The sequence below is a fragment of the Rhizobium sp. P1_C7 genome (genome assembly GCF_056406295.1).
The window spans coordinates 285,895-309,960 of the sequence record NZ_JBFUAL010000005.1 but is presented as its reverse complement, the minus strand read 5'-3'; the positions used below and the strand labels follow the sequence as shown (position 1 = coordinate 309,960).

The 24,066-nt window shown below is 61.0% G+C and carries 21 protein-coding genes; 15 read left to right on the top strand and 6 right to left on the bottom strand.

Annotated elements, in window-relative coordinates; translation table 11 throughout:
- The first annotated feature begins 110 nt into the window (after positions 1–110).
- From carB to AC1D2R_RS10250, 3 genes are all read left to right on the top strand, one after another.
- Positions 111–3,599 carry a carbamoyl-phosphate synthase large subunit gene (carB, locus tag AC1D2R_RS10260; protein ID WP_477967166.1) on the top strand — a complete coding sequence of 1,163 codons (3,489 nt, stop codon included), beginning with the start codon at positions 111–113 and terminating at the stop codon, positions 3,597–3,599.
- Positions 3,600–4,119: 520 nt separating this feature from the next.
- Positions 4,120–4,596, top strand: coding sequence for a transcription elongation factor GreA (gene greA, locus AC1D2R_RS10255; protein ID WP_057469257.1), 477 nt, complete (start codon positions 4,120–4,122; stop codon positions 4,594–4,596).
- Between the two features lie 6 nt (positions 4,597–4,602).
- Positions 4,603–5,679 (top strand): glycosyltransferase family 4 protein, encoded by a 1,077-nt coding sequence (locus tag AC1D2R_RS10250; RefSeq protein ID WP_477967165.1) that lies wholly within the window; start codon positions 4,603–4,605, stop codon positions 5,677–5,679.
- A gap of 64 nt (positions 5,680–5,743) precedes the next feature.
- Here AC1D2R_RS10250 and AC1D2R_RS10245 read toward each other — a convergent pair whose 3' ends face one another.
- Complete coding sequence (locus AC1D2R_RS10245) at positions 5,744–6,211, bottom strand: Lrp/AsnC family transcriptional regulator (RefSeq protein ID WP_477967253.1); 468 nt, start codon at positions 6,209–6,211, stop codon at positions 5,744–5,746.
- A 230-nt stretch (positions 6,212–6,441) separates the two neighbouring features.
- Between AC1D2R_RS10245 and trxB the strand changes: the two genes are divergently transcribed.
- The 6 genes from trxB to AC1D2R_RS10215 all read left to right on the top strand — a co-directional run bounded on the left by trxB (position 6,442) and on the right by AC1D2R_RS10215 (position 12,361).
- On the top strand, positions 6,442–7,416 hold the full coding sequence (gene trxB / locus AC1D2R_RS10240) for a thioredoxin-disulfide reductase (protein WP_477967164.1): 975 nt from the start codon (positions 6,442–6,444) through the stop codon (positions 7,414–7,416).
- A 23-nt stretch (positions 7,417–7,439) separates the two neighbouring features.
- Positions 7,440–8,336 (top strand): LysR family transcriptional regulator VtlR, encoded by an 897-nt coding sequence (locus tag AC1D2R_RS10235; protein WP_037058572.1) that lies wholly within the window; start codon positions 7,440–7,442, stop codon positions 8,334–8,336.
- A gap of 539 nt (positions 8,337–8,875) precedes the next feature.
- Positions 8,876–9,169: an ArsR/SmtB family transcription factor gene (locus AC1D2R_RS10230; protein ID WP_477967252.1), complete on the top strand. Its 294-nt coding sequence runs from the start codon at positions 8,876–8,878 to the stop codon at positions 9,167–9,169.
- 3 nt (positions 9,170–9,172) lie between these two features.
- Positions 9,173–10,339 (top strand): MFS transporter, encoded by a 1,167-nt coding sequence (locus AC1D2R_RS10225; protein ID WP_477967163.1) that lies wholly within the window; start codon positions 9,173–9,175, stop codon positions 10,337–10,339.
- Between the two features lie 28 nt (positions 10,340–10,367).
- Positions 10,368–11,489: an alkene reductase gene (locus AC1D2R_RS10220; protein ID WP_477967162.1), complete on the top strand. Its 1,122-nt coding sequence runs from the start codon at positions 10,368–10,370 to the stop codon at positions 11,487–11,489.
- 68 nt (positions 11,490–11,557) lie between these two features.
- The gene (locus AC1D2R_RS10215; RefSeq protein WP_477967161.1) at positions 11,558–12,361 is read left to right on the top strand and encodes an aminoglycoside phosphotransferase family protein; all 804 of its coding nucleotides are present in this window, start codon (positions 11,558–11,560) and stop codon (positions 12,359–12,361) included.
- On the opposite strand, the gene AC1D2R_RS10210 is transcribed toward AC1D2R_RS10215, so the two are convergent.
- Positions 12,358–13,368 (bottom strand): SDR family NAD(P)-dependent oxidoreductase, encoded by a 1,011-nt coding sequence (locus tag AC1D2R_RS10210; RefSeq protein ID WP_477967160.1) that lies wholly within the window; start codon positions 13,366–13,368, stop codon positions 12,358–12,360. The two genes, AC1D2R_RS10215 and AC1D2R_RS10210, sit on opposite strands and share 4 nt — an antisense overlap.
- 91 nt (positions 13,369–13,459) lie before the next feature.
- Here AC1D2R_RS10210 and AC1D2R_RS10205 point away from each other — a divergent pair, with 91 nt between their 5' ends.
- Positions 13,460–14,368 (top strand): LysR family transcriptional regulator, encoded by a 909-nt coding sequence (locus tag AC1D2R_RS10205; RefSeq protein ID WP_477967159.1) that lies wholly within the window; start codon positions 13,460–13,462, stop codon positions 14,366–14,368.
- A 27-nt stretch (positions 14,369–14,395) separates the two neighbouring features.
- On the opposite strand, the gene AC1D2R_RS10200 is transcribed toward AC1D2R_RS10205, so the two are convergent.
- Positions 14,396–14,677, bottom strand: a complete 282-nt coding sequence (locus AC1D2R_RS10200) for a DUF2188 domain-containing protein (RefSeq protein WP_477967158.1) — start codon at positions 14,675–14,677, stop codon at positions 14,396–14,398.
- A 233-nt stretch (positions 14,678–14,910) separates the two neighbouring features.
- On the opposite strand from AC1D2R_RS10200, the gene AC1D2R_RS10195 reads away from it, so the two are divergent.
- Positions 14,911–16,008, top strand: coding sequence for a calcium:cation antiporter (locus AC1D2R_RS10195; RefSeq protein WP_477967157.1), 1,098 nt, complete (start codon positions 14,911–14,913; stop codon positions 16,006–16,008).
- A 211-nt stretch (positions 16,009–16,219) separates the two neighbouring features.
- Here AC1D2R_RS10195 and AC1D2R_RS10190 read toward each other — a convergent pair whose 3' ends face one another.
- Positions 16,220–17,422 carry a pyridoxal phosphate-dependent aminotransferase gene (locus tag AC1D2R_RS10190; RefSeq protein WP_477967156.1) on the bottom strand — a complete coding sequence of 401 codons (1,203 nt, stop codon included), beginning with the start codon at positions 17,420–17,422 and terminating at the stop codon, positions 16,220–16,222.
- A gap of 373 nt (positions 17,423–17,795) precedes the next feature.
- Between AC1D2R_RS10190 and AC1D2R_RS10185 the strand changes: the two genes are divergently transcribed.
- The 3 genes from AC1D2R_RS10185 to AC1D2R_RS10175 are packed head-to-tail and all read left to right on the top strand — an operon-like array spanning position 17,796 to position 22,125.
- A complete protein-coding gene (locus tag AC1D2R_RS10185; protein ID WP_477967155.1) occupies positions 17,796–20,150 on the top strand; it encodes a marine proteobacterial sortase target protein in 2,355 nt (784 codons plus the stop codon).
- Positions 20,140–20,925 (top strand): class GN sortase, encoded by a 786-nt coding sequence (locus AC1D2R_RS10180; protein WP_477967154.1) that lies wholly within the window; start codon positions 20,140–20,142, stop codon positions 20,923–20,925. Before AC1D2R_RS10185 ends, AC1D2R_RS10180 begins: the two co-directional genes overlap by 11 nt.
- A 51-nt stretch (positions 20,926–20,976) precedes the next feature.
- The gene (locus AC1D2R_RS10175; protein WP_477967153.1) at positions 20,977–22,125 is read left to right on the top strand and encodes a PQQ-dependent sugar dehydrogenase; all 1,149 of its coding nucleotides are present in this window, start codon (positions 20,977–20,979) and stop codon (positions 22,123–22,125) included.
- Positions 22,126–22,143: 18 nt separating this feature from the next.
- On the opposite strand, the gene AC1D2R_RS10170 is transcribed toward AC1D2R_RS10175, so the two are convergent.
- Positions 22,144–22,272, bottom strand: coding sequence for a hypothetical protein (locus AC1D2R_RS10170; RefSeq protein ID WP_477967152.1), 129 nt, complete (start codon positions 22,270–22,272; stop codon positions 22,144–22,146).
- An 18-nt stretch (positions 22,273–22,290) separates the two neighbouring features.
- The gene (locus AC1D2R_RS10165) at positions 22,291–22,461 is read right to left on the bottom strand and encodes a hypothetical protein (RefSeq protein WP_477967151.1); all 171 of its coding nucleotides are present in this window, start codon (positions 22,459–22,461) and stop codon (positions 22,291–22,293) included.
- Positions 22,462–22,746: 285 nt separating this feature from the next.
- Here AC1D2R_RS10165 and AC1D2R_RS10160 point away from each other — a divergent pair, with 285 nt between their 5' ends.
- Positions 22,747–23,661 carry a DMT family transporter gene (locus AC1D2R_RS10160; RefSeq protein ID WP_477967150.1) on the top strand — a complete coding sequence of 305 codons (915 nt, stop codon included), beginning with the start codon at positions 22,747–22,749 and terminating at the stop codon, positions 23,659–23,661.
- The last annotated feature ends 405 nt before the right edge of the window (positions 23,662–24,066 follow it).

Here is a 24,066-nt window from a genome sequence, read left to right as displayed (position 1 = left end):
ATTTGCCTATAAGCCGCTTCTAGCCTGAAAAGACCATCACATGCGCGACCCGGCCGGTGCTTCCCACCCTGGCCGGCTTTCTGCGCAGCTAGAAAGTGGAAAAAACGCCCATGCCGAAGCGCCAAGACATCAAATCGATCCTCATCATCGGCGCAGGACCGATCGTCATTGGCCAGGCTTGCGAATTCGACTACTCCGGCACCCAGGCCTGCAAGGCGCTGAAGGAGGAAGGCTACCGCGTCATCCTCGTCAACTCCAACCCGGCAACGATCATGACCGATCCGGGTCTGGCCGACGCGACCTATGTCGAGCCGATCACGCCCGAAGTCGTTGCCAAGATCATCGCCAAGGAACGCCCGGATGCGCTGCTGCCGACCATGGGCGGCCAGACGGCGCTGAACACGGCACTCTCGTTGAAGCGCATGGGCGTGCTGGACCGCTACAATGTCGAGATGATCGGCGCCAAGCCGGCCGCCATCGACATGGCAGAAGACCGCGCCCTGTTCCGCGAAGCCATGTCCCGCATCGGCCTTGAAACGCCGCGCTCGATGCTGGCCAATGCCACCGACATCAAGGATACCGATCGCAAGACGCACGAGGCCGAGCGCAACAAGCTGAAGGAAAGCCTCTCCGGCGCGGATCTCGACAAGGCGCTCGATGCGCTCGAGAACGAATGGAACCTCGGCGAAACCGACCGCAAGCAGCGCTACATCAGCCACGCCATGGCGATTGCCGCCCAGGCGATCGACGTCGTCGGCCTCCCCGCGATCATTCGCCCCTCGTTCACCATGGGCGGCACCGGGGGCGGCATTGCCTACAACCGCTCGGAATTCTTCGAAATCATCGGCGGCGGCCTCGATGCCTCGCCGACCACTGAAGTGCTGATCGAAGAATCGGTTCTCGGCTGGAAGGAATATGAGATGGAGGTCGTCCGCGACAAGGCGGACAACTGCATCATCATCTGCTCGATCGAAAACATCGATCCGATGGGCGTCCACACCGGCGACTCGATCACCGTCGCCCCGGCGCTGACGCTGACCGACAAAGAATACCAGATGATGCGCAACGCCTCGATCGCCGTTCTGCGCGAGATCGGCGTCGAAACAGGCGGCTCGAACGTACAGTTCGCCGTCAACCCGAAGGACGGCCGCCTCGTCGTCATCGAAATGAACCCGCGCGTTTCGCGCTCCTCGGCCCTGGCCTCGAAGGCCACCGGCTTCCCGATCGCCAAGGTCGCGGCCAAGCTCGCCGTCGGCTACACGCTCGACGAACTCGACAACGACATCACCGGCGGCGCAACGCCCGCCTCCTTCGAACCGTCGATCGACTACGTCGTCACCAAGATCCCGCGTTTCGCGTTCGAGAAGTTCCCGGGCGCCTCGCCTGTCCTGACCACGGCGATGAAGTCCGTCGGCGAAGTCATGGCGATCGGCCGCACCTTCGCGGAATCGCTGCAGAAGGCGCTCCGCGGCCTCGAAACCGGCCTGACAGGCCTCGACGAAATCGAGATCCCCGGCGTCGAGGAAGGCGAAGGCAGCCAGAATGCCATCCGCGCAGCCATCGGCACGCCGACGCCGGATCGCCTGCGCATGGTCGCCCAGGCGCTGCGCATGGGCATGAGCCCGGAGGAAGTGCACGAAGGCTGCAAGATCGACCCGTGGTTTATCGCGCAGTTCAAGGCGATCGTCGACATGGAAGCCCGCATCCGCGAGCACGGCCTGCCGAGCGATGCAACGAACCTGCGCACCCTGAAGTCCATGGGCTTCTCCGACGCGCGCCTTGCGACACTGTCAGGCAAGCGGCCGAAGGAAGTGGCGGAACTGCGCAACAGCCTGAACGTCCGCCCGGTCTTCAAGCGCATCGACACCTGCGCCGCCGAATTCGCCTCGCCGACCGCCTACATGTACTCCACCTACGAGACACCGTTCGTGGGCAGCACGCGCTCGGAAGCCGACGTTTCCGACCGCAAAAAGGTCGTCATCCTCGGCGGCGGCCCGAACCGCATCGGCCAGGGCATCGAGTTTGATTATTGCTGCTGCCACGCCGCCTTCGCCTTGAGGGATGCGGGCTACGAAGCGATCATGATCAACTGCAACCCGGAAACGGTCTCGACCGACTACGATACCTCCGACCGCCTTTATTTTGAGCCGCTGACGGCCGAAGACGTGATCGAGATCCTGCGCGCCGAGCAGGAAAAGGGCGAAGTGGTCGGCGTCATCGTGCAGTTCGGCGGCCAGACGCCGCTGAAGCTTGCCGAAGCGCTCGAAAAGAACGGTATCCCGATCCTCGGCACGGCGCCTGACATGATCGACCTTGCCGAAGACCGCGACCGCTTCCAGAAGCTTCTGATGAAGCTCGATCTGAACCAGCCGAACAACGGCATTGCCTACTCCGTCGAGCAGGCCCGCCTTGTCGCCACCGAAATCGGCTTCCCGCTGGTCGTGCGCCCGTCCTACGTCCTCGGCGGCCGCGCCATGCAGATCATCCATTCGGAATCGATGCTGCAGACCTACCTCCTCGACACCGTTCCGGAACTTGTTCCGGAAGACATCAAGCAGCGCTACCCGAACGACAAGACCGGCCAGATCAACACCTTGCTCGGCAAGAACCCGCTTCTGTTCGACAGCTACCTCAGCAACGCCATCGAAGTCGACGTCGATTGCCTTTCCGACGGCAGTGACGTGTATGTCGCCGGCATCATGGAGCATATCGAGGAAGCCGGCATTCACTCCGGCGACAGCGCCTGCTCGCTGCCGCCGCGCACCCTGTCTCCAGCGATGATCGACGAATTGGAGCGTCAGGCAAAGGCCATGGCCAGGGCGCTCAACGTCGTCGGCCTCATGAACGTGCAGTTCGCGATCAAGGACGGCACCGTCTACGTCCTCGAAGTGAACCCGCGCGCCTCGCGTACCGTGCCGTTCGTCGCCAAGACCATCGGCGCACCGATTGCGAAGATCGCCGCTCGCGCCATGGCCGGCGAAAAGCTCGATGCAACCTTTGCGGCCTATGGCGAAAAGCCCGATCCGCGCAACCTCAGGCACATCGCCGTCAAGGAGGCCGTCTTCCCGTTCGCCCGCTTCCCCGGCGTCGACATCCTGCTCGGCCCGGAAATGCGCTCGACCGGCGAAGTCATCGGCCTCGACACGGATTTCGCGCTTGCCTTCGCCAAGGCACAGCTCGGCGCCGGCGTCGAACTGCCGCGTGACGGAACGGTCTTCGTTTCCGTGCGCGACGAAGACAAGCCCCGCGTCCTGCCGGCGATCCGCCTCCTTGTGGAACAGGGCTTCAAGGTTCTGGCAACCGGCGGCACGGCGCGCTTCCTCGCCGAAAACGGCATCGCCGCCACCAAGATCAACAAGGTGCTCGAAGGTCGCCCCCACATCGAGGACGCGATCCGCAACCGTCAGGTCCAGCTGGTCATCAACACCACCGACAGCAACAAGGCGATCTCCGACAGCAAGTCGCTTCGCCGTGCCACGCTGATGCAGAAGGTGCCCTACTACACGACGATGGCCGGCGCCGAAGCCGCCGCCCAGGCGATCAAGGCGCTCAAGGCAGGCAATCTCGAAGTGCGGCCGCTGCAAAGTTACTTCAATTAAGCGTTCGGATGGCACGCTCGCCTTCACGACGTGAACAAAGGATCAGGACCTGGCGCAAGCTTGGGTCCTGATCTTTTTCCGGGATGATCCATCCCACTGACCCTTTCGCCTGACCAGCAGAATCACTTTGGTCGGGGTGGAGTTGCGCGCCTCACTTCAGTCTATCCGGGGCAGCCGCTCGCTAAGGAAACACTCTTGGTCGCCCCCCACAGGAACCGCGGGATCGGCGCATCCGAAAGGTTGCCGTTCGGTGTTCGATTGACATAGTCACAGACATATTCACCCTATGTCCCACCGAAAAGCTCGATCTCATGGAACCGCTGGCGCTCGTTTTTCCAGTTTGACGTGAAAAGTCGCACAAGGTTGCAGGCCCGCACATTCGAATTTTCTGGAAATCAGCAGCACCGATCTGCTATAAGCTGAACAGTTAGGTTTGTTGCACGGTTCCGAGGTTCCCCTTCGGGACCTGTTTTCTTTTGTGTCGTCGGCTGAGATGGCACAGGGAGTTAAGGACAGAGAAATGGTTGATAAGGTACCGATGACGCAGGGTGGTTTCGTCAAGCTGCACGAAGAATTGCGCTGGCGTCAGCAGGAAGAACGTCCTCGGATCATCGAGGCGATTTCCGAAGCACGCGCGCATGGTGACCTTTCGGAAAATGCCGAATACCATGCGGCCAAGGAAGCCCAGAGCCACAACGAAGGCCGCATCGGCGAGCTGGAGGACCTGACGGCACGCGCCGAGGTCATCGACCTCTCCAAGATGTCCGGCGACAAGATCAAGTTCGGCGCCAAGGTGAAGCTCGTTGACGAGGATACCGACGAAGAAAAGACCTACCAGATCGTCGGCGACCAGGAAGCGGATGTGAAGGCTGGCCGTATCTCGATCTCCTCGCCCATCGCGCGCGCGCTGATCGGCAAGGAGGTCGGCGACTCGATCGAGGTGAACGCACCTGGCGGCGCCAAGGCCTACGAAGTGCTCGCGATCAGCTGGGGCTGATGGCGCGTGGCAGATCGCGCACGATCCGCTCTTGTCGATATCAGTGACGTCGAGATCATAGCGCCGAACTTCAAAAAGCGGCTCTCCGGCGTCACATCGACGATCATTCAGCTGATCCCGGTGCAGCGGGCGCTCGGTCAACAGATTGCTGCGCTCGGACCGGGACTGCCGTCGAATTTTCCGCATGTCCGCTTCCCGGATCTGCTGAAACTATGGAGCGCGCCTTCCCGAAAGCAATTTCGTATCTGGCATGCGCGCCGCAATATCGAGATGCTTCCCGCAATCGTCATGCGCGACATTCTGCGGATGAAGCTCAAGATCGTCTTCACCTCCGCCTCGCAGCGAAAGCACTCCGGCTGGACGAAGCGGCTGATCTCGAAGATGGATGCCGTCATTGCCACCAGCAGCAAGACGGCGGCCTATCTCGAAGTGCCGAACACGGTGATCCTGCACGGGATCGATACGAACCGGTTTTCACCGCCCGCCGACAAGGCACAGGCCAAGCTGGATCGAGGCTTTGACCCCGACAAGAAGATCGTGGGCTGCTTCGGCCGCGTTCGCCACCAGAAGGGAACGGACGTCTTCGTCGACAGCATGATCAGCCTCCTTCCGGATCGCCCCGACTGGATCGCCATCATCGCCGGCAGAGCAACGGCTCAACATCTGGAGTTCGAAAACGGACTGAAGTCACGGGTGACGGCCGCAGGCTTGTCTGACCGTATTCTGTTCGTCGGCGAACATACCAATATCAACGAATGGTACCGTGCACTCGACCTCTTTATCGCCCCGCAGCGATGGGAGGGATTTGGCCTGACGCCCCTGGAGGCCATGGCAACCGGCGTGCCTGTGGTTGCGACCGACGTCGGTGCATTTCCGGAACTCATCGCGGTCGGAGACGGTGCGACCGGCATGCTGATCGGGCGCGACGACGTGAGCGCGATGGCAGACGCAGCCGCTTCGCTCATGGATCAGGAGGTACGCCTGTCCCACTACGCCGCCAACGCAAGGCCGCACGTGACGGTCAATTTCAGCATCGAGGGCGAGGCAACGAAATTGCGGGACGTCTACGAAAGGCTCACTTGAAAGGCCACAAGGCAACGGCATCCGGCAACGCGGCACAAGCGGTACGGCCGTATGCCGCGTCCCCTCACACCTCGACCAGACCCAGCTTCTTCACCTGCCGGATCGTCAGCATGGTACGTACCGTATCGACATGCTCGTTCGCGGTCAGCACCTCGATCACGAAATCCTGAAAGCGCGTCAGATTTTCCGCGACGCAGTGCAGCAGGAAGTCGCTGTCGCCTGAGACCATCCAGGCCTGCCGCACCAGGGGCCACTGGCCGGTTGCTGCCGCAAAAGCCTTGAGATTTGCTTCCGACTGATGCTTGAGGCCGACCATGCAGAATGCCACCAGGTCGAAGCCCAGCTTCGGGCTGTTCAACATCGCGTGATAGCCCTCGATGATGCCAGAGTCTTCGAGCTTGCGGACGCGTCGCAGGCAAGGCGGCGCTGATATCCCTACCCTGTCGGCGAGCTCTACATTCGTCATGCGACCGTCAGCCTGCAGCTCACGCAGTATCTTTATATCGATGGCGTCAAGTTCGGCGCGGACCAAGCGGGTGCCTTTCTTTAAATTGCTCAAGCCAGCTTCTATATAATGCAGCGCAATACGCAAGAATGTTTCGCCGCGATGACCGAATCTTGCACAACCGGTTGGAATGCCTTGTTGGTAACGCAAGGCTGCCCTTGAATAAAAGCATTGGTCGTTCATAAATGGCGAATGGATCGCGAAACGGCCGCATTCACCTCTTAGCCGCCGCCTCCTGATAGTCGAAAGGAAATACCATGTCCGCCCGCCACACAAAGGTGCTCATCATCGGCTCCGGCCCCGCCGGCTACACGGCTGCAGTCTATGCGGCACGTGCAATGCTGAAGCCGGTGCTCATTGCCGGGATGGAGCAAGGTGGGCAGTTGATGATCACAACCGATGTCGAGAATTATCCAGGCTTTGCCGATCCGATCCAGGGTCCGTGGCTGATGGATCAGATGCTGCAGCAGGCCAAGCACGTCGGCGCCGAGATCGTCAACGACATTGTGACCGAGGTCGAGATGAATCAGCGGCCGTTCGTGGCGCGCACAGACAGCGGTCAGGTCTGGACAGCCGATACGCTCGTGATCGCCACCGGCGCCAAGGCCAAGTGGCTCGGCATCGAGAGCGAGCAGCATTTCCAGGGCTTCGGCGTATCTGCTTGCGCCACCTGCGACGGTTTCTTCTATCGCAACAAGGACGTGATCGTGGTCGGCGGCGGCAACAGCGCAGTCGAGGAAGCGCTTTACTTGTCGAACATAGCAAAGTCGGTAACGGTCGTGCATCGCCGCGACAGTTTCCGCTCCGAGAAGATTCTGCAGGAGCGCCTGTTCTCCAAGGAGAACATCAAGGTTCTGTGGAACACCGAGGTCGCCGAGATCACGGGAACGCCGGCCAAGCCCCCGATGCCGCCTTCCGTAACCGGCGCGCGGCTGCGCGATACCCGCACGGGTGCGATCAGCGAGCTGCATGTCCACGGCGTCTTCGTGGCGATTGGCCATGCGCCGGCGACCGAGCTGTTCAATGGCAAGCTGAAGCTGAAGGACAATGGCTATCTCTGGACAGCGCCCGATTCGACTGCGACCAGCGTCGAGGGCGTCTATGCCGCAGGCGACGTGACGGACGACACGTTCCGGCAGGCGATCACCGCAGCTGGTCTGGGATGCATGGCAGCCCTTGAAGCCGAACGATATCTGACGGGCCATATGCCCGTCGCCGTGGCCGCGGAGTAAGATCGGCTATGAGGGGTGGGGGAATGCCATTGGATTGGGACAAGCTGCGTATTTTTCACGCAGCTGCCGAAGCGGGATCGTTCACGCATGCCGCCGATAAGCTGCATCTGTCTCAATCCGCGATCAGCCGGCAGGTCAGCGCACTGGAGCAGGATGTCGGCACCAAGCTGTTCCACCGACACGCGCGCGGCCTGATCCTGACCGAACAGGGCGAATTGCTGTATCGCACCGCCCATGACGTGCTGCTGAAGCTGGAAACGGTGAAGATGCAGCTTACCGAAACGACGGAAACGCCGACCGGCAAGCTGCGCGTCACGACGACCGTTGGCCTCGGCCAGGGCTGGCTCACCGACAAGATCCAGGAGTTCATGCAGCTCTACCCCGATGTTCAGATCCAGCTCATCCTCGACAACGAGGAAGTGGACGTGAACATGCGCTATGCCGATTGCGCCATCCGCCTGCGCCAGCCGGTGCAATCCGATCTCATACAGCGCAAGCTGTTTACCGTGCACATGCACGTCTATGCAGCTCCTTCCTATATCAACCGCCACGGCGAACCCCAGGCGGTTGAGGATTTGGACAACCACCGGATCATCACCTTCGGCGAACCCGCGCCGAACTATCTGCTCGACGTAAACTGGCTCGAGGTTGCGGGCCGCTCGTCGGACAACAAGCGCATTCCGCACCTGCAGATCAACAGCCAGACGTCGATCAAGCGCGCATGCCTGCTCGGCATGGGTGTCGCATGCCTGCCCGACTACATCGTTGGAAGAGATCCGGGTCTCATCCAGTTGCCGATCAATGCCGACGTACCGTCGTTCGACACGTACTTCTGCTATCCAGATGAAATGAAAAATGCCGCGAAGCTCAAGGCTTTCCGGGACTTCATCGTCAGCAAGGCGAGAAACTGGAACTTCTAGTTGTTTTTCCCCGAAAAATGCAAGCTGTGCAACTGACGCATGTCTGGCATGCACAAAAAATGGTTGCCGTTTGCCCATTAAAGCACCATATCACACATAGCTGATGCACACGGTGGCTTTTCCTCCCAGTTCCACCGCATTAGCTGTTCCCCTCTGGAGGTTTAGACCTTCACACCTACAAGGGCCCCGGCTTTCCGGTGGCCCTCTTTTTTTGCCTTATTTTTTCGCACCGCAGCATAAATTGCTGCAACGCATAGCAGGCATGCGTAAACGGCCATTGAAATACGCCTCCCAAAGCATCATATCGCACTCAGCTGATGCACATGGTGGTTCTCTCCCAGTGCCACCGCGTTAGCTGTTCCCCTCTGGAGGTTTATTGACCTTCACACCTTAAAGGGCCCCGACATTTCGGTGGCCCTCTTTTTTTGCTTAAAATTTAACCAGACAGAATAGGCACGCATCACCGTCTCGTGACTTGAATATCGAAAACGACCAATCCATATATCGGCAATAAGCGATTTATAGTTCGGTTGATGACGATGGACAAAGACGAAATCCTCAAGGCGCTGTCCCATCCCACGCGGATGGAGATCCTGAATTGGCTGAAGAAACCCGAGGCGCACTTCAGCTCTCAGGAGCATCCGCTGGAAATGGGTGTATGTGCCAGCCAGTTCGAGCGCTGCGGCCTTTCGCAATCGACCGTTTCGGCGCATCTGGGAACATTGAGTCGCGCCGGTCTCGTCAGTACCAAGCGCGTCGGCCAATGGATTTTCTACAAGCGCAACGAAGAAACCATTGCCGCCTTTCTGAAACAGCTCGCTCAGGACCTGTAAAAAATGCCCCTTGCCCTCATTGTTCTGGCCTTGAGCTCGTTTGCGATAGGCACGACGGAATTCGTCATCATGGGCCTTTTGCCCGAGGTCGCTTCCGACCTTTCAGTCACCATTCCGCAGGCAGGCTGGCTGGTCACGGGATATGCGTTGGCCGTCGCCGTCGGCGCTCCGATCATGGCGGTCTCGACCGCGCACCTGAAGCGCCGCACCGCATTGATCGCTCTGATGGGGTTCTTCATCGCCGGCAACCTGCTGTGCGCCCTGTCACCCGACTACTGGGTCCTGATGGTCGCCCGTGTGATTACCGCGCTGTGCCACGGGGCATTCTTCGGCATCGGCTCGGTCGTTGCTGCAAACCTGGTGGCGCCCGATCGCCGGGCGCGTGCCGTCGCCCTGATGTTTACCGGCCTGACACTTGCCAATGTGCTGGGCGTCCCTTTGGGAACTGCGATCGGCCAGGCCTTTGGGTGGCGCTCGACATTCGCAGTCGTTACCGGCATCGGCATCCTCACCATCATCGGCCTGTGCGCAATCCTGCCGAAAGACAAGAATGAGGAGCAGGGCAACATCTTGCGCGAGATCGCCGCCCTGAAGAACGGCCACCTTTGGCTGGCGCTGTCGACCACCGTCTTCTTTTCCGCATCGATGTTCGCGCTCTTCACCTACATCGCGCCGCTGCTGCGCGACGTCACGGGCCTGTCGCCCGAAGGCGTCACCTGGACGCTGTTCCTGATCGGCCTCGGCCTGACCATCGGCAACCTGCTCGGCGGCAAGTTTGCCGACTGGAAGCTTGGTGCAACGCTGGCCGGCATCTTCGCGCTGATCGCCATCACCTCCGTTGCGTTCAGCTTTACCAGCCGCTTCTTCATCCCGGCCGAAATCACGCTCTTCCTCTGGGCGATGGCGAGCTTTGCGGCGGTGCCCGCGTTGCAGGTCGGCGTGGTTCGCTTCGGCAAGGCTGCGCCAAATCTCGTATCGACGATCAACATCGGCGCCTTCAACACCGGCAACGCGCTCGGCGCCTGGGCAGGCGGCATCGTGATCCAGGCGGGTTTCGACATGACCCGCGTTCCGCTTGCCGCCGCGCTGATGGCCCTCATCGGTCTCGGCGCCACCGCCCTCACCTATCTCTCCGCCAGGGGCCAGGCCGTGCCTGCTCCCGCCGAGTGATCTTTCCGCAGACCAAGAAAGGACTCCCATGACCAAGCTTTTCGAACCCACAGAAATCGGTGACATTGCCCTCAAGAACCGCATCGTCATGGCGCCGTTGACGCGCAATCGATCCCCGGGCGCAATCCCGAACGACCTCAACGTCGAATACTATCGCCAGCGCGCCACGGCGGGCCTCATCATTACCGAGGCAACGGCCATCACCCAGCAGGGTCAGGGCTATGCCGACGTGCCGGGCCTCTACAGCAAGGAGGCTCTGGATGGCTGGAAGCGGGTGACCGACGCCGTCCACGCAGAAGGCGGCAAGATCGTCGTGCAGATGTGGCATGTCGGCCGTATCTCGCACACCACCCTGCAGCCGAGCGGCGGCAAGCCCGTCTCCTCGACAAACACCGTTGCCAAGTCGAAGACCTATCTTGTCAACGAGGACGGCACCGGCAGCTTCGCTCCGACGTCGGAACCCCGCGCACTGGAAGCCTCTGAGATCCCCGGCATCGTCGAGGACTACCGCAAGGCCGCTCGTGCAGCAATCGACGCCGGCTTCGATGGCGTTGAGATCCATGCGGCCAACGGCTACCTGATCGACCAGTTCCTGCGCGCCGGCATCAACGACCGCACTGACCAGTATGGAGGCTCGATCGACAACCGCGCCCGCTTCCTGTTCGAAGTGGTGGATGCGATCACAAAGGAGATCGGCGCGCGCCGCACCGGCATCCGCATCTCGCCGGTGACGCCTGCCAACGACGCATCCGATCCAGACGCCCAGCCGATCTTCACCTACGTGGTCGAGGGACTGGCAAAGTACGATCTCGCTTTCATTCACATCATCGAAGGCGCCACCGGCGGCGATCGCAACTTCCAGCAGGGCGACAAGCCCTTCGACTACAAGGCGCTCTGCGAGGCCTACGAAAAGGCCGGAGGCAAAGCGAGCTGGATGGTCAACAATGGATACGACCGCGGGCTGGCAATCGATACCGTCGAGAGCGGCCGCGCCGATCTTGTCGCATTCGGAAAGCCGTTCATCTCCAATCCGGACCTGGTCGAACGTCTGAAGGACAACGCACCTCTGAACGACCTGGATCAGGCAACGCTCTACGGCGGCGGCCCGAAGGGATATGTGGACTACCCGGCGCTCGATACCGCCGCGTAAGAGCTGTAAGCTGAAATCCCGCCCTCCGGCGGGATTTCCTTTTTGTCCCGGGCAGCTAGCATGCAGCGATGTTCGAATCCTATCTCGACCGATGGCGGCTGACCGCAGACGGTGATGCAATCACAACTCACTCGAGCCACCTCCTGCCCGTTCTCTGGAACAGCCGGCCGGCGATGCTGAAGATCGCCAATGACGAGGCCGAAAGAGCCGGCGGCGCAGTAATGCAATGGTGGGACGGCATCGGCGCTGCCAAGGTCTATGCCTGCGACGCTGACGCCGTCGTGCTCGAACGAGCCGAGGGCAGCCGCTCGTTGCTCGCGATGGCGATGAACGGCGAAGACGACGCGGCAAGCCGCATCATCTGCGACACGGTCGCCCGGCTGCACGCTCCGCGCAACAAGCCTCTGCCAGACCTCATTCCGCTGAGCCGCTGGTTCCGCGAACTCGCGCCGGCGGCGCGAACATACGGCGACACGCTCGTAGATTGCTCCGTAATAGCCGAGGCTCTCCTTGCCGATCCCCGCGATAACGTCGTACTGCATGGTGACATCCATCACCGCAACATCCTTGATTTTCAGGAGCACGGCTGGCTGGCGATCGATCCCAAGGGGCTCTATGGCGAGCGCGGCTTCGACTACGCCAACACCTTCGCAAACGAGGACCTTCCGACAGTCACGACACCCGAGCGTCTGCAAAGGCAGCTGCAGATCGTGTCTGCGGAAGCCGGCATCGGGCCAAGACGCCTGCTGCGGTGGATAGCCGCCTATTCCGGCCTCTCGGCGGCCTGGTTCCTCGGCGACGGATCGCTCAAAGCCGCAGAGAGCCCGCTCGCCGTCGCGCGCATCGCGCTCGCCGAACTCCAGAAGGCCTAGTTCGCTCCTCGTGTCAGGAGCGCAGAAGCCATTTCGCGACGCGGCGCGGGCAGGCAACCAAATGTGACCAGCGTCGCCAAAACCGCTTCGTCTATCGGCGTATGCGGCTCGCTACCAAGCTCGGCGACCAGACGATCATTCGCCATGCGCACCGGCTTGCGCCAGAGGTAGCGCATTTCCTTCAGCTCGCGGATGAAGGTGACAAAGGGTGCCGCGAGCGGCACGAGCCACCAGGGAAATGCCCGCACCTTTGCGCTGCCGCCGACGACCCGATTGATCGCCGCAGCCATCTGGCTGCCGTCGGCATCCCAGAAGCCGTCCATGTGATAGACGGCGAAGGGCGGAAGTCGATCGCCACGCTCGAGGAGACGTACCATGGTCTCCGCCACATCGGGAAGATAGGCCCATTGGTGTCCAACGTCGCGACTTGCCGGGTTTCGGATTGTCTTCACTGGTTTGCCGGGAACGATCATGCCCTGCGAAAACCAGCTGTTAGCGGCAGTCGGACCGAAGAAATCCCCGGCGCGGACGATGATGACCGATACGCCTGCATCGGAAGCCGCCTTGAGGCGCTTTTCCATTTCGACACGGATCGCCCCCTTCTTCGTCACCGGATTCTGCGGGCTGTCCTCGCGAAGGGTGGGAAACGAATCCGGCCCGAAATTGTAGACAGTGCCCGGCAGCACGATACAGGCGCCGACGGGACCGGCGGCGGCGATCGTGTTGTCAAGCATCGGCAGCACCAGCTTTTCCCAGTCGCGGTATCCCGCAGGATTGACCGCATGGACGATCACGCTCACGCCCTCGGCCGCCTTCTGCACATCGCTGGCGTTCATGACATCCCCTTGCACCCACTCGAAGCGCGGCTCGCTTGCCTTCCTCTTGTCTGCATTGCGATGGAGCGCCCGTATCTGCCAGCCGCGCGCCATAAGCTTGCGGGCGACTTCCCCGCCGATACCGCCGGTCGCGCCAAGGATAAGTGCAATCTTCCGTGTCTGCTCAGTCATAGTGGCCTCCGTCAATTCGATAACCGGACTATGCGCCCGTCCCGACATAAACAAAATTGACGAAATACGTGCACCAGCTATACATAACTGTATGGACAAGGAACCGAACTGGGATTTCTTTCGAACCATGCTGGCCGTGCTCCAGCACGGTTCGCTGTCAGCCGCAGCGCGCGAGCTTGGGCTCACACAGCCCACGATCGGCCGCCATATCGACGCCCTTGAGGAACGGATCGGCTCGAAGCTTTTCGTTCGCTCCTCGAACGGCCTGCTGGCAACCGATGCCGCGCTGGAACTTCGGCCCTATGCGGAGGCGTTGGCGGCGACATCGGCCGCCCTCCTGCGCGTGGCATCGGGTCACCGGCAGCGGGTTGCCGGGACAGTCCGCATCAGCGCCAGCGAGATCATCGGCGTGGAGGTGCTGCCTCCCATCCTCGCACACCTTATGGACGCCTATCCGGAGCTGCGCATAGAGCTGTCGGCATCCGACACGATCGAAGACCTTCTCAGCCGCGAGGCCGATGTCGCCGTGCGGATGGCCGAGCCAACCCAGGACGCTCTGATCGTGCGCCGGATCGGTGATATCCCGCTCGGCATGCATGCGCACCGTCGCTATCTAGAACGGGCGGGTGTGCCGCAGACACTTGCCGATCTGGCGGACCACAGGGTCATCGGCTTCGATCGCCAGACGGCCTACATCAGGACGATGATGAAGCGCTTCCCCATGCCCGAGGGCATCGACTTCGCGTTCAAGGCCGACCAGCCGCTTGCCCAACTCTCCGCCATTCGCGCCGGCCTCGGCATCGGCATCTGCCAGAGGGGCATTGCAGCACGCGATCCGGATCTCGTTCATCTGCTGCCGACCTTCGAAATTCCGCTCGCCACCTGGGTCGTGATGCACGAGGGCATCAAGACGGCATCGCGTTACCGCGTCGTCTTCGATGCGCTGGTGGCGGGACTTATTGGCTATGTGCGGGAAAATCCGCGCAACCGTGCAGGCTGACCGATCGTCAATCGACAGTTGGAACGATCAGGCGCGCGGCGAAGCGTCAGCGGAACGGATGATCCGGTGGCCATCTACCACCTCGGTCTCCGGCCGATCGCCGCCTTCGGCATATTCCTCATGCCATTTGCCTCTGTCGTCCTGCCAGCTGATCTCGGCGGAATCGCCGCCAACCTGCTGTTCGGCCGCAACGATGCGGGCTGCCTCAAGCGCGTCGGAATGCGTCGGGAACGCTTCGGAATAGACATCTCCCAGCCGGTAGGCCCAGCCCCCGTCATGCGGGACGACTTCGTAGACCACCTTGACCATGCATCTCACTCCTCTTCTTCTGTTCCGCACCCGAATGCAGACCGAATTGGATCCGGTTTCGCCGCGGGGCCGCTTGGCAAGAAACGAGAGGCGCCGCGATATGCTTCCGGCTGACCGAGACGTCAGTATTCCATTAAATGCGCAAGACTGCAAACATGGCCGGGCGGCCGCTCACTTGATATGTAAAATCATCGCCTTAGACTTGAGATATGAATCAAAGTCGGAGCCGCCCCTTGGGGATAGCATCACGCCTGAAAGACGAAAAATACATGGCTGTGGCGCTCGTCGTGGGAGTAATCGCCTACGCGGCCGAGCATGACGTCATGCAAATGGGCCAGGGCGCAGCGCTGATTGCAGCCCTCGCCCTCGTCGGCACCATCGTGCTCGCATCGATGCGCGTCGCGCACCACGCGGAAATTCTCGCCATCAAGGTTGGCGATCCCTACGGCACGATGATCCTGACTTTGTCGGCAGTCGCCGTCGAAGTCATCATCCTCGCCATCATGATGACCGGCGAGAGTTCGCCGACGCTCGTGCGCGACACGATCTACGCGGCGCTGATGCTGGACATCAACGGGATCCTCGGTCTCGCCGCCCTGCTCGGTGGCCTCAGGCACGGAGAACAGCCCTATAACGACAATTCGGGAAAGACCTATGGGGTCATGATCCTGACTGCCATCGGCATTTCCATGATCGTTCCCGAGTTCGTGCCCGATGACAAATGGCACTATTACTCCGCGTTCACGATCGTTGCGATGATTGCGCTTTATGCACTGTTCCTGCGCATGCAGGTCGGCCAGCACAGCTATTTCTTCAGTTACAGCTATCCGCGCCACGAGCGCGCCAAGGACGCCTCGGACGAGCACAATGTCGAAGAGCCCACGGTGGCATCCATTGCCGCCATCCTCGTCGGCGTCGTCATTATCGGCGCGTTGGCCGAGGTCATGTCGTCCTTGATGGAGTCCGGCCTCAGGGGCACCGGCACGCCCGTCGCCGTGACCGCCATCGTGGTCGCCGCAATCTCTGCTGCCCCTGAAATCATGACCGCACTGCGCGCCGCACTGAGCAACCGGATGCAGGCAACGGTCAACATTGCCATGGGCGCATCTCTTTCGACGGTCATCCTGACCGTCCCCGTCATGGAGGGGATAGCGCTCTACACCGGGCAACCCTTCATCATGGCAATGTCACCGGCACAGACTGTCATGGTCGCGATCACCCTCATTGCAGCGGCCATCAACCTGAACGACGGCGAGACGAACGCCATCGAAGGAATGACGCATTTCATCCTCTTCGCGACGTTCATCATGCTGACGGCCTTGGGCCTCTGACAGCTTCGCAAGCGGGAGAAACGGCACCGCCAAAACGACAATAGGATTCTGCGATCAACGGCTTGGAGCCAAGGGCTGATTCAATTTGCGCAGCAGCTTGCTCTCTCTCTGAGCCTGGTCATCTGTGATCGTTGAGAAGCGACATGACACCCCTCCGACAAAAAACCCGCCGGATCCGGCGGGTTTTCAAGCGCAATATCAAACAGAAAAGCTACTTGCAGGCGCCGCAGAAGCGCTGGATGCGCTTGCAGGCTTCCTCAAGCTGGGCCTCCGACGTTGCGTAGGAGATGCGGAAGTTCGGTCCGAGCCCGAACGCCGAGCCATGAACGACGGCAACGCCTTCGCTTTCGAGCAGTTCCGAGACGAAGTCCTCGTCGGTCTCGATGACCTTGCCCGACGGCGCGGTCTTGCCGATCAGGCCGGCGCAGGACGGGTAGACGTAAAAGGCCCCTTCCGGCGACGGGCACGAAATGCCCTTGGCCTGGTTCAGCATCGAAACCACCAGATCGCGGCGACCCTCGAAGATCTTCTTGTTCTCGGGAATGAAATCCTGCGTGCCGTTCAGCGCTTCGACGGCAGCCCACTGAGCAATCGAGGTCGCACCCGAAGTCTGCTGGCCCTGGATCATGTCCATTGCCTTGATGAGCTGCAGCGGCCCGGCTGCGTAGCCGATGCGCCAGCCGGTCATCGCGTAGGCCTTGGAGACGCCGTTCATCGTCAGCGTACGGTCATAAAGCTTCGGCTCGACCTCGACAGGAGTGACGAACTTGAAGTCACCATAGGTCAGGTGCTCGTACATGTCGTCTGTCAGGATCCACACATGCGGATGCTTGAGCAGCACGTCGGTCAGAGCCTTGAGCTCGGCATGTGTATAGGCAGCGCCCGACGGGTTCGATGGCGAGTTGAATATGAACCACTTCGTCTTCGGCGTGATCGCCTTGTCGAGATCGGCGGGCTGGAGCTTGAAGTTGTTTTCCTGCGTTGCGGAGACGACGACGGGCGTGCCGCCGCAAAGGGCCACCATCTCCGGGTAGGACACCCAATACGGTGCGGGGATGACGACTTCATCGCCGGTATTCAACGTCGCCATGAAGGCGTTGAAAAGAATCTGTTTTCCGCCGGTACCGACGATCGTCTGCTCCCAGGAATAATCGAGGCCGTTCTCGCGCTTGAACTTTGCGGCAATCGCCTTGCGCAGTTCAGGGATGCCGGAGACCGGCGTGTATTTCGTCTCGCCGCGATTGATCGCGTCGATGGCGGCCTTCTTGATATTCTCGGGCGTGTCGAAATCCGGCTCGCCGGCACCAAGGCCGATCACATCGCGCCCTTTGGCTTTCAGCTCGCGTGCTTTCTGGGAAACGGCGATGGTGGCTGAAGGCTTCACACGGGAAAGAGCATCGGCAAGAAAGGCCATGATAGCGGTCCTATACGGTTGATCTGGGCAGAAAGCCGGGACCGGATCTCTGCGCTAAGCTCTATGTCCAATGTAAGCAGGCATTTCAAGCGCAAAGGCGTTATGGGACCAATGATTCTTCATGATCGATTGGCCACAGCTGCCGCCGATTCGCGCCATGCTCGCTAAAGCGGCATGATCCGGTTTGCGAAGAACTTGAATCAGTCTCTGAACACAGGTCGATTTACGCCCTGAAATCAAAAACTTCGCCAATTTCCGCCGTTGCCACGAATTCGCCGCAACAAATACCGCGCCATGCCGCATTTCAGTCGTGAGCCCGCCGAGATCGAAGCCCCATTTTGACGCATCCGAAATTGGTTATTGAGGGCATGCCATGTTTCCGGAAGACGAATTTGCCGTAAAGCGCCTGCGCGCCAGTCGCCTTTGCCTGTCAATGCTGGTTGTGTTTGTCGCCTTTGCCGCCTCTGTTGTCATGACGTTCGGGGTGGTGACGGCTGCCTACGCTGACGAGAGCCAACAAAAGAGCGAACAGCTCGCCGGCCTCGTGCGACCGAACAACGTCAACAGAGGCTCACTGCTTTTTCCGGCCAAGGAGCCCGGCCTCTTCGTGGAGGCACCGCGCCTGAAGACCGATGTCCAGATGGATGTGTCCGGTCCCATCGCACGCGTCAAGGTTACGCAGCGGTTCCAGAACCCCAGCAAAGGCTGGGTGGAAGGCACCTATGTCTTCCCGCTGCCGGAAAATTCGGCCGTCGACGTCCTGAAAATGCAGATCGGCGACCGCTTCATCGAGGGCCAGATCAAGCCGCGCCAGGAAGCCCGCGAGATCTACGCGCAGGCAAAGGCCGAGGGTAAGAAGGCGGCGCTCCTCGAGCAGCAGCGTCCGAATATCTTCACCAATCAGGTCGCCAACATTGGCCCCGGCGAAACCGTCGTCATCCAGATCGAGTACCAGCAGGCCGCTCGCCAGTCCGGGGGCGAATTCGCGCTCCGCTTCCCGATGGTCGTCGCACCCCGATACACTCCAGCACCCATCGTGCAGACCGTGGAATTCAACAACGGCGCAGGCTTCGCATTGCCTGCCGATCCCGTCGAACATCGCGAGAAGATCGAAGCGCCCGCCCTCGATCCCCGCGAGAACGCCAAGATCAATCCGGTGGCTCTCACCGTAAGCCTCAAGGCCGGCTTTCAGCTCGGCGACGTCAAATCCTCGTTTCACGACGTCGACATCAAGCAGGATGGGGAACGCAACAGGACGATCACGCTGAAAGGCGAGAGTGTTCCGGCTGACAGGGACTTCGAGCTGACCTGGAAAGCTGCCCCGGGAAAGACGCCGAGCGCAGGTCTCTTCCGTGAAACCATGAACGGCAAGACCTACCTGCTCGCCTTCGTCACCCCGCCGGCAACGGATGATGCGTCGGCAGTCCCGGCCAAACGAGAAATCGTCTTCGTCATCGACAATTCCGGCTCCATGTCCGGCCCATCGATCGAGCAGGCCAAGGAGAGCCTGACGCTCGCCATCTCTAGGCTTAATCCGGGCGACCGTTTCAATGTCATCCGGTTCGACGACACCATGACGGACTACTTCAGTGGCCTCGTGGCCGCCTCACCCGACAATCGCGAGAAAGCAATTGCCTATATCAGCGGCCTGACTGCGGACGGCGGCACCGAAATGCTGCCGGCCCTGCAGGACGCCCTGCGCAACCAGGGGCCGGTCGCAAACGGTGCGCTTCGCCAAGTGGTATTCCTGACCGATGGCGCGATCGGCAACGAACAGCAGCTTTTCATGGAGATCACCCAGAACCGCGGCGACGCCCGCGTCTTCACGGTGGGCATAGGCTCGGCGCCGAACTCCTATTTCATGACGAAAGCGGCCGAGATGGGTCGCGGCACCTTCACCCAGATCGGATCAGCAGATCAGGTTGCTATTCGCATGGCAGAGCTTTTCAACAAGCTGCAAAACCCGGCAATGACCGATATCGCCGCAACCTTCGCCGGCGTGAAGGCGCAGGACATCACGCCCAACCCGATGCCGGACCTCTATTCCGGCGAACCGGTCGTGCTGACGGCGGAACTGCCGGACGAGAAGCCGTCTGGCAAGCTGCAGATAACAGGCAAGATGGGCGCGCAGCCCTGGCGCGTCGACATGGACATTGCCAATGCAGCCGATGGCCATGGCATCTCGAAGCTCTGGGCACGCCGGAAGATCGATGATCTCGAGGCGCGCGCCTACGAACGTCAGGACCCTGCGGCCGTTGACAAGGACGTCGAGACCGTCGCGCTCGCTCATCACCTCGTCTCGCGCATGACCAGCCTCGTCGCGGTCGATGTGAGCCCCGCGCGCGCCGCAGACGAGCCCCTTGGCTCGCTCAAGGTACCGCTCAACCTGCCTGAAGGTTGGGATTTCGAGAAGGTTTTCGGCGAGGCAGCACCGTCTCGCGCCACGCCGGGAGGCAAGGCCCCCGATCACGCCATGACGGCTCCGCAGCAGGAATTCGCCGAGCTGGCGGCGACACGGATGGCGGCCGCGCCGACACCGAAAGCGGCAACCCTCATTGCGCAGAAATCCGCCTCGGTGAAGCTGCCGCAAACGGCAACGCGCGCCGACGAGCAGATCATGCGCGGATTGACCGCTCTGCTGCTTGCGATGACAGCCGCAAGCGGATTGGCCGTCTGGCGACGTCGGGTGCGCGGCGTGTTTGCGGGAGCCAAGCGCAATGACCACTAGACGGGCTAAAACCATGGGGTACAACGAGCCGGACGACTTCGACCCGCTGCCGACCTACCTCGAGCTGGCAATGGCGACAGCTGCCGCGACAGCCTATGACGTGCATGGGGCCAAGCAGGGCGCCTCCCTCCTCCCCCGCTTCTCCGCTGTCGAAAAAGCCATCGCCATCAGCATCGCAGTCCTGGCGATCTACGGAGCCATTCTGATTGGCGACGGGCTCTACATCAAGGCGAAGGCGGAGCTTTCCCAGGTCCTGTTGAGGAGAGCCTTCGCTGCCGAGTTGCGCGGCGAAAATGCCAAGCCATGGCCGTGGGCGGACTTTACCACCGAGGCGGAGGTCAGCGCCCCACGCCTCGGAAAGCACGCGATCGTCCTGTCCGGGGCCTCGGGCGAAGCACTCGCCTTCGGGCCGGCATGGCTCGCCAACACACCGCAGCCGGGCGACGAGGGTACGTCCGTCATCGCCGCGCATCGCGACACGCACTTTCGCTGGTTGAAAGACGTGCGGCCGGGCGACGAGATCGAAGTTACCAGGCGTGACGGAAAGATTTTGACCTTCAAGGCCGCCGAAGGCCGTGTGGTCCCGTGGGACCAGAGCGGCATCGACCCCACCGCGCAGGGACGCCACCTCGTTCTCGCGACCTGTTGGCCCTTCGGTGCAACGGAACCTGGATCGCTTCGCTACATCGTGGAGGCCGACCTCGTCGACGCGATGCCGACCGGCGCGCTTCCCGCGACAAACACAAACCCGTTATCCAAGGCCGAGCAGGGTTGAAGCCGACATGCCACAGCGCCACCTTGTTCGAGACAAGCGACGGGATGGACGATGAAGAGAATTCGGGAAATTGAGTTCAGCGCGATATTGGCAGTGGCAGCTGCCGTCTCCGTTCAGGCCTTCGCCGCCGATGTCGTCCAGACCAAGAAAGTGGAAGTTCAGGTCGAGACGATTGCCAAGGGACTTGAACATCCCTGGGCCGTCGCAATCCTCCCGGATGGCGCTTATCTCCTGACCGAGCGGCCCGGCCGCATGCGAATCGTCCGAGACGGCAAGCTTTCAGCGCCCATTTCCGGCGTTCCCGAGGTCAGAAACCGGGGCCAGGGTGGACTTATGGATGTCGAGCTCGCTCCCGATTTCGCGACCAGCCGCACGATCTACTTCACCGCCGCCACCACCAGCAAGGATGGCTCGGGCACAGAGGCTTTTCGCGCCTCGCTTTCGGCGGATGGAAAAGCGCTTGAGAACGTCAAGTCGATCTTCACGATGAAGCGCTTCACGAGCGGCAACATTCAATACGGCTCGCGCATCGCTGTCGCCATGGACGGCTCCCTCTTCATCAGCATCGGCGACCGCGGCGATCGCGACAGGTCCCAGGACTGGCACGACGACGCCGGCGCGGTCGTTCATATCAATGCCGACGGCGGCATACCGAATGACAATCCCTTCAGGGGCGGCGAGAAGGCGCTTCCGGAGATCTGGTCGAAAGGGCACCGAAACCCTCAAGGCATCGCGTTCGATACCGCTGACGGCAAACTCTATACAGTCGAACACGGCGCCCGCGGCGGTGACGAGATCAACCACATAGAGCCCGGCAAGAACTACGGCTGGCCCGTTATCACCTATGGCCGCGACTATTCCGGCGCGGAAATCGGTGAAGGCACCGCCAAGGAGGGGCTCGAACAACCCCTTTACTATTGGGATCCCTCGATCGCCCCCGGCGGACTCGCCATCTATCACGGCAAGATGTTTCCCGAGTGGGACGGCGATTTTCTGGTTGCCGCCTTGAAATTCCAGCTGCTGTCGCGCATGCAGCGCGACAGCACGGGTGCCTTCGTGGCAGAGGAACGAATGTTCGACGGCACCTACGGCCGCATGCGGGATGTCGTGGTGGCTCCCGATGGGGCCTTGTTGATCGTGACCGATGAAGACAACGGCGCACTGCTGCGCGTCTCACGCACTCCGGACCGCAATGGCTGAATGCCGCCAGAAACTGTCTCACAACATCTTGCGGATCACGAACTTCAGACCCGACCAGACCTCGTCGATCGCGCAAACCTTTGCGTCGACAAGCCCGAGGGGAAGGAAAACCTCGCGCAGCACGTCCTGTGAAATCGTCGTCGGCACCTGCGATGCCTTCTTCGGTCAGGATATCCAGAGCATGCAATCCGGCTTGAGAGCCCGAAACAGCAGCTCAAACCGGGCCTCCAGGGCAATGCGGTCGGTCGCGACCATATGGACATAGTCGAAGCAGCGGTCGGCATGGGCTGGCATCATCCTTGAGACCTTGGCGACCGGCGACATGCTCGGGCGCATCGATTTGCGGCCCATCCAGCAGCAGGGCCGCCTGCCCTTCCCTAGGCTCTGGCTTCCGTCCGAGGGGCGTGGCGGAGTACCCTGTCGTCACGTCGATTGCCTTTTTCGCGATGCATCCGTCGTCCTGATCCCGCTTGCCGCAATGACGGCTGGAACGGACACCGGCGACACCGCATTCCTGTCAGGCAGCATCGAAAACAGCGACATTTTTCGCCCTTGCCCAACGGAAAGGCAACTGCTAACGCTCGAAACACAATACGACCCATTCCCCACATCGAGGATGCAATGACGCGCGTTCAGGCGAATCTTCTTCTGTTGCTTGCAGCGGCCATATGGGGCGGTGGCTTCGTCGCGCAGTCAACGGCGATGAAGGCGATCGGGCCGTTCTGGTTCATTGGCCTTCGCTTTGCGGTCGCAACCGTCGCTGTGTTGCCCTTCATGCTGCTCGAAGCCCGCAAGGCAACCGCAACGACGACGCCTCGCCACCTCACCCTCAACCTGCTGACGGGCCTTGCGCTGTTCGGCGGCGCCGCAACGCAGCAGCTTGGCCTGCAGACGACGACGGTGACGAACTCGAGCTTCCTCACCGGGCTCTACGTCGTCTTCGTCCCGCTGATCGCGGTCGTCTTCCTGCGCCGGTCTCCGCACTGGATCATCTGGCCCGGCGCGGTCATGGCGGTATCGGGCATCTTCCTGCTGTCCGGCGGTCAACTGTCGGCCCTGTCACAAGGCGATCTCCTGACGGTCGTCTGCGCCATCTTCTGGGCGGGACAGATCACACTGGCAGGCATTGCCGTATCGGAGAACGGCCGGGCGCTTAGCCTCGCCACCGCTCAGTTTGCCATCACCGCCGTCTGCGCGCTCGCCGTTGCCATCGTGACCGAACCGATCACCTGGACAGCCGTCCGGACGGCCGCGCCCGAGATCCTGTATGTGGGGCTTTTTTCGTCTGGCGTCGCCTTCTCGCTTCAGATCATCGGCCAGCGCTACACGACGTCGTCGCAGGCGGCAATCTTCCTGTCGTCGGAAGCTCTCTTTGGCGCTTCGCTTGGCGCCCTGCTTCTCAACGAGACGATTCCGCCGCTCGGCTACGCCGGCTGCGCGCTGATGTTCCTGGCGATGCTTCTGGTTGAAATCGTACCCGAGATAACGCGCCGCCGCGCCTCGAACGGGCTGAAAACGAGCCAAAGTCTGGGGTGAGGGCGAAAAGATAAAAAAACTTTAATTTTTAATCGGTCGCGCTAGCGTTGCATTTTTGGGAAAATCTGCCCCTAAACTATATTGCCGACGATATAAAACGTTAATCAGCGCTTGCTTATGAGCGATTTTTTTCGCGAGAGCCAAATAAGGCCGCCGGAGCGGGTTCGCCGCGGCCGCTCCGCAAGAAAACTTTTGCTTGCCAAAATTAAATAATCGCAGCACTCTCATGGCGTTCGGGCATTTTGCGAGCATGGGAAGTCCTTGATAATATGCGCGCCGGAGACGCAAATATTCCGGTCTGCTGGTTCCGATAAATCGGGCAAAAGTCCCGTGGCGACCGGCGGAGTAAGAGGGGACCTTTTTCTCACATTTCAATAATTGCCTGCTAGCGCCTCCGAGAGGGGG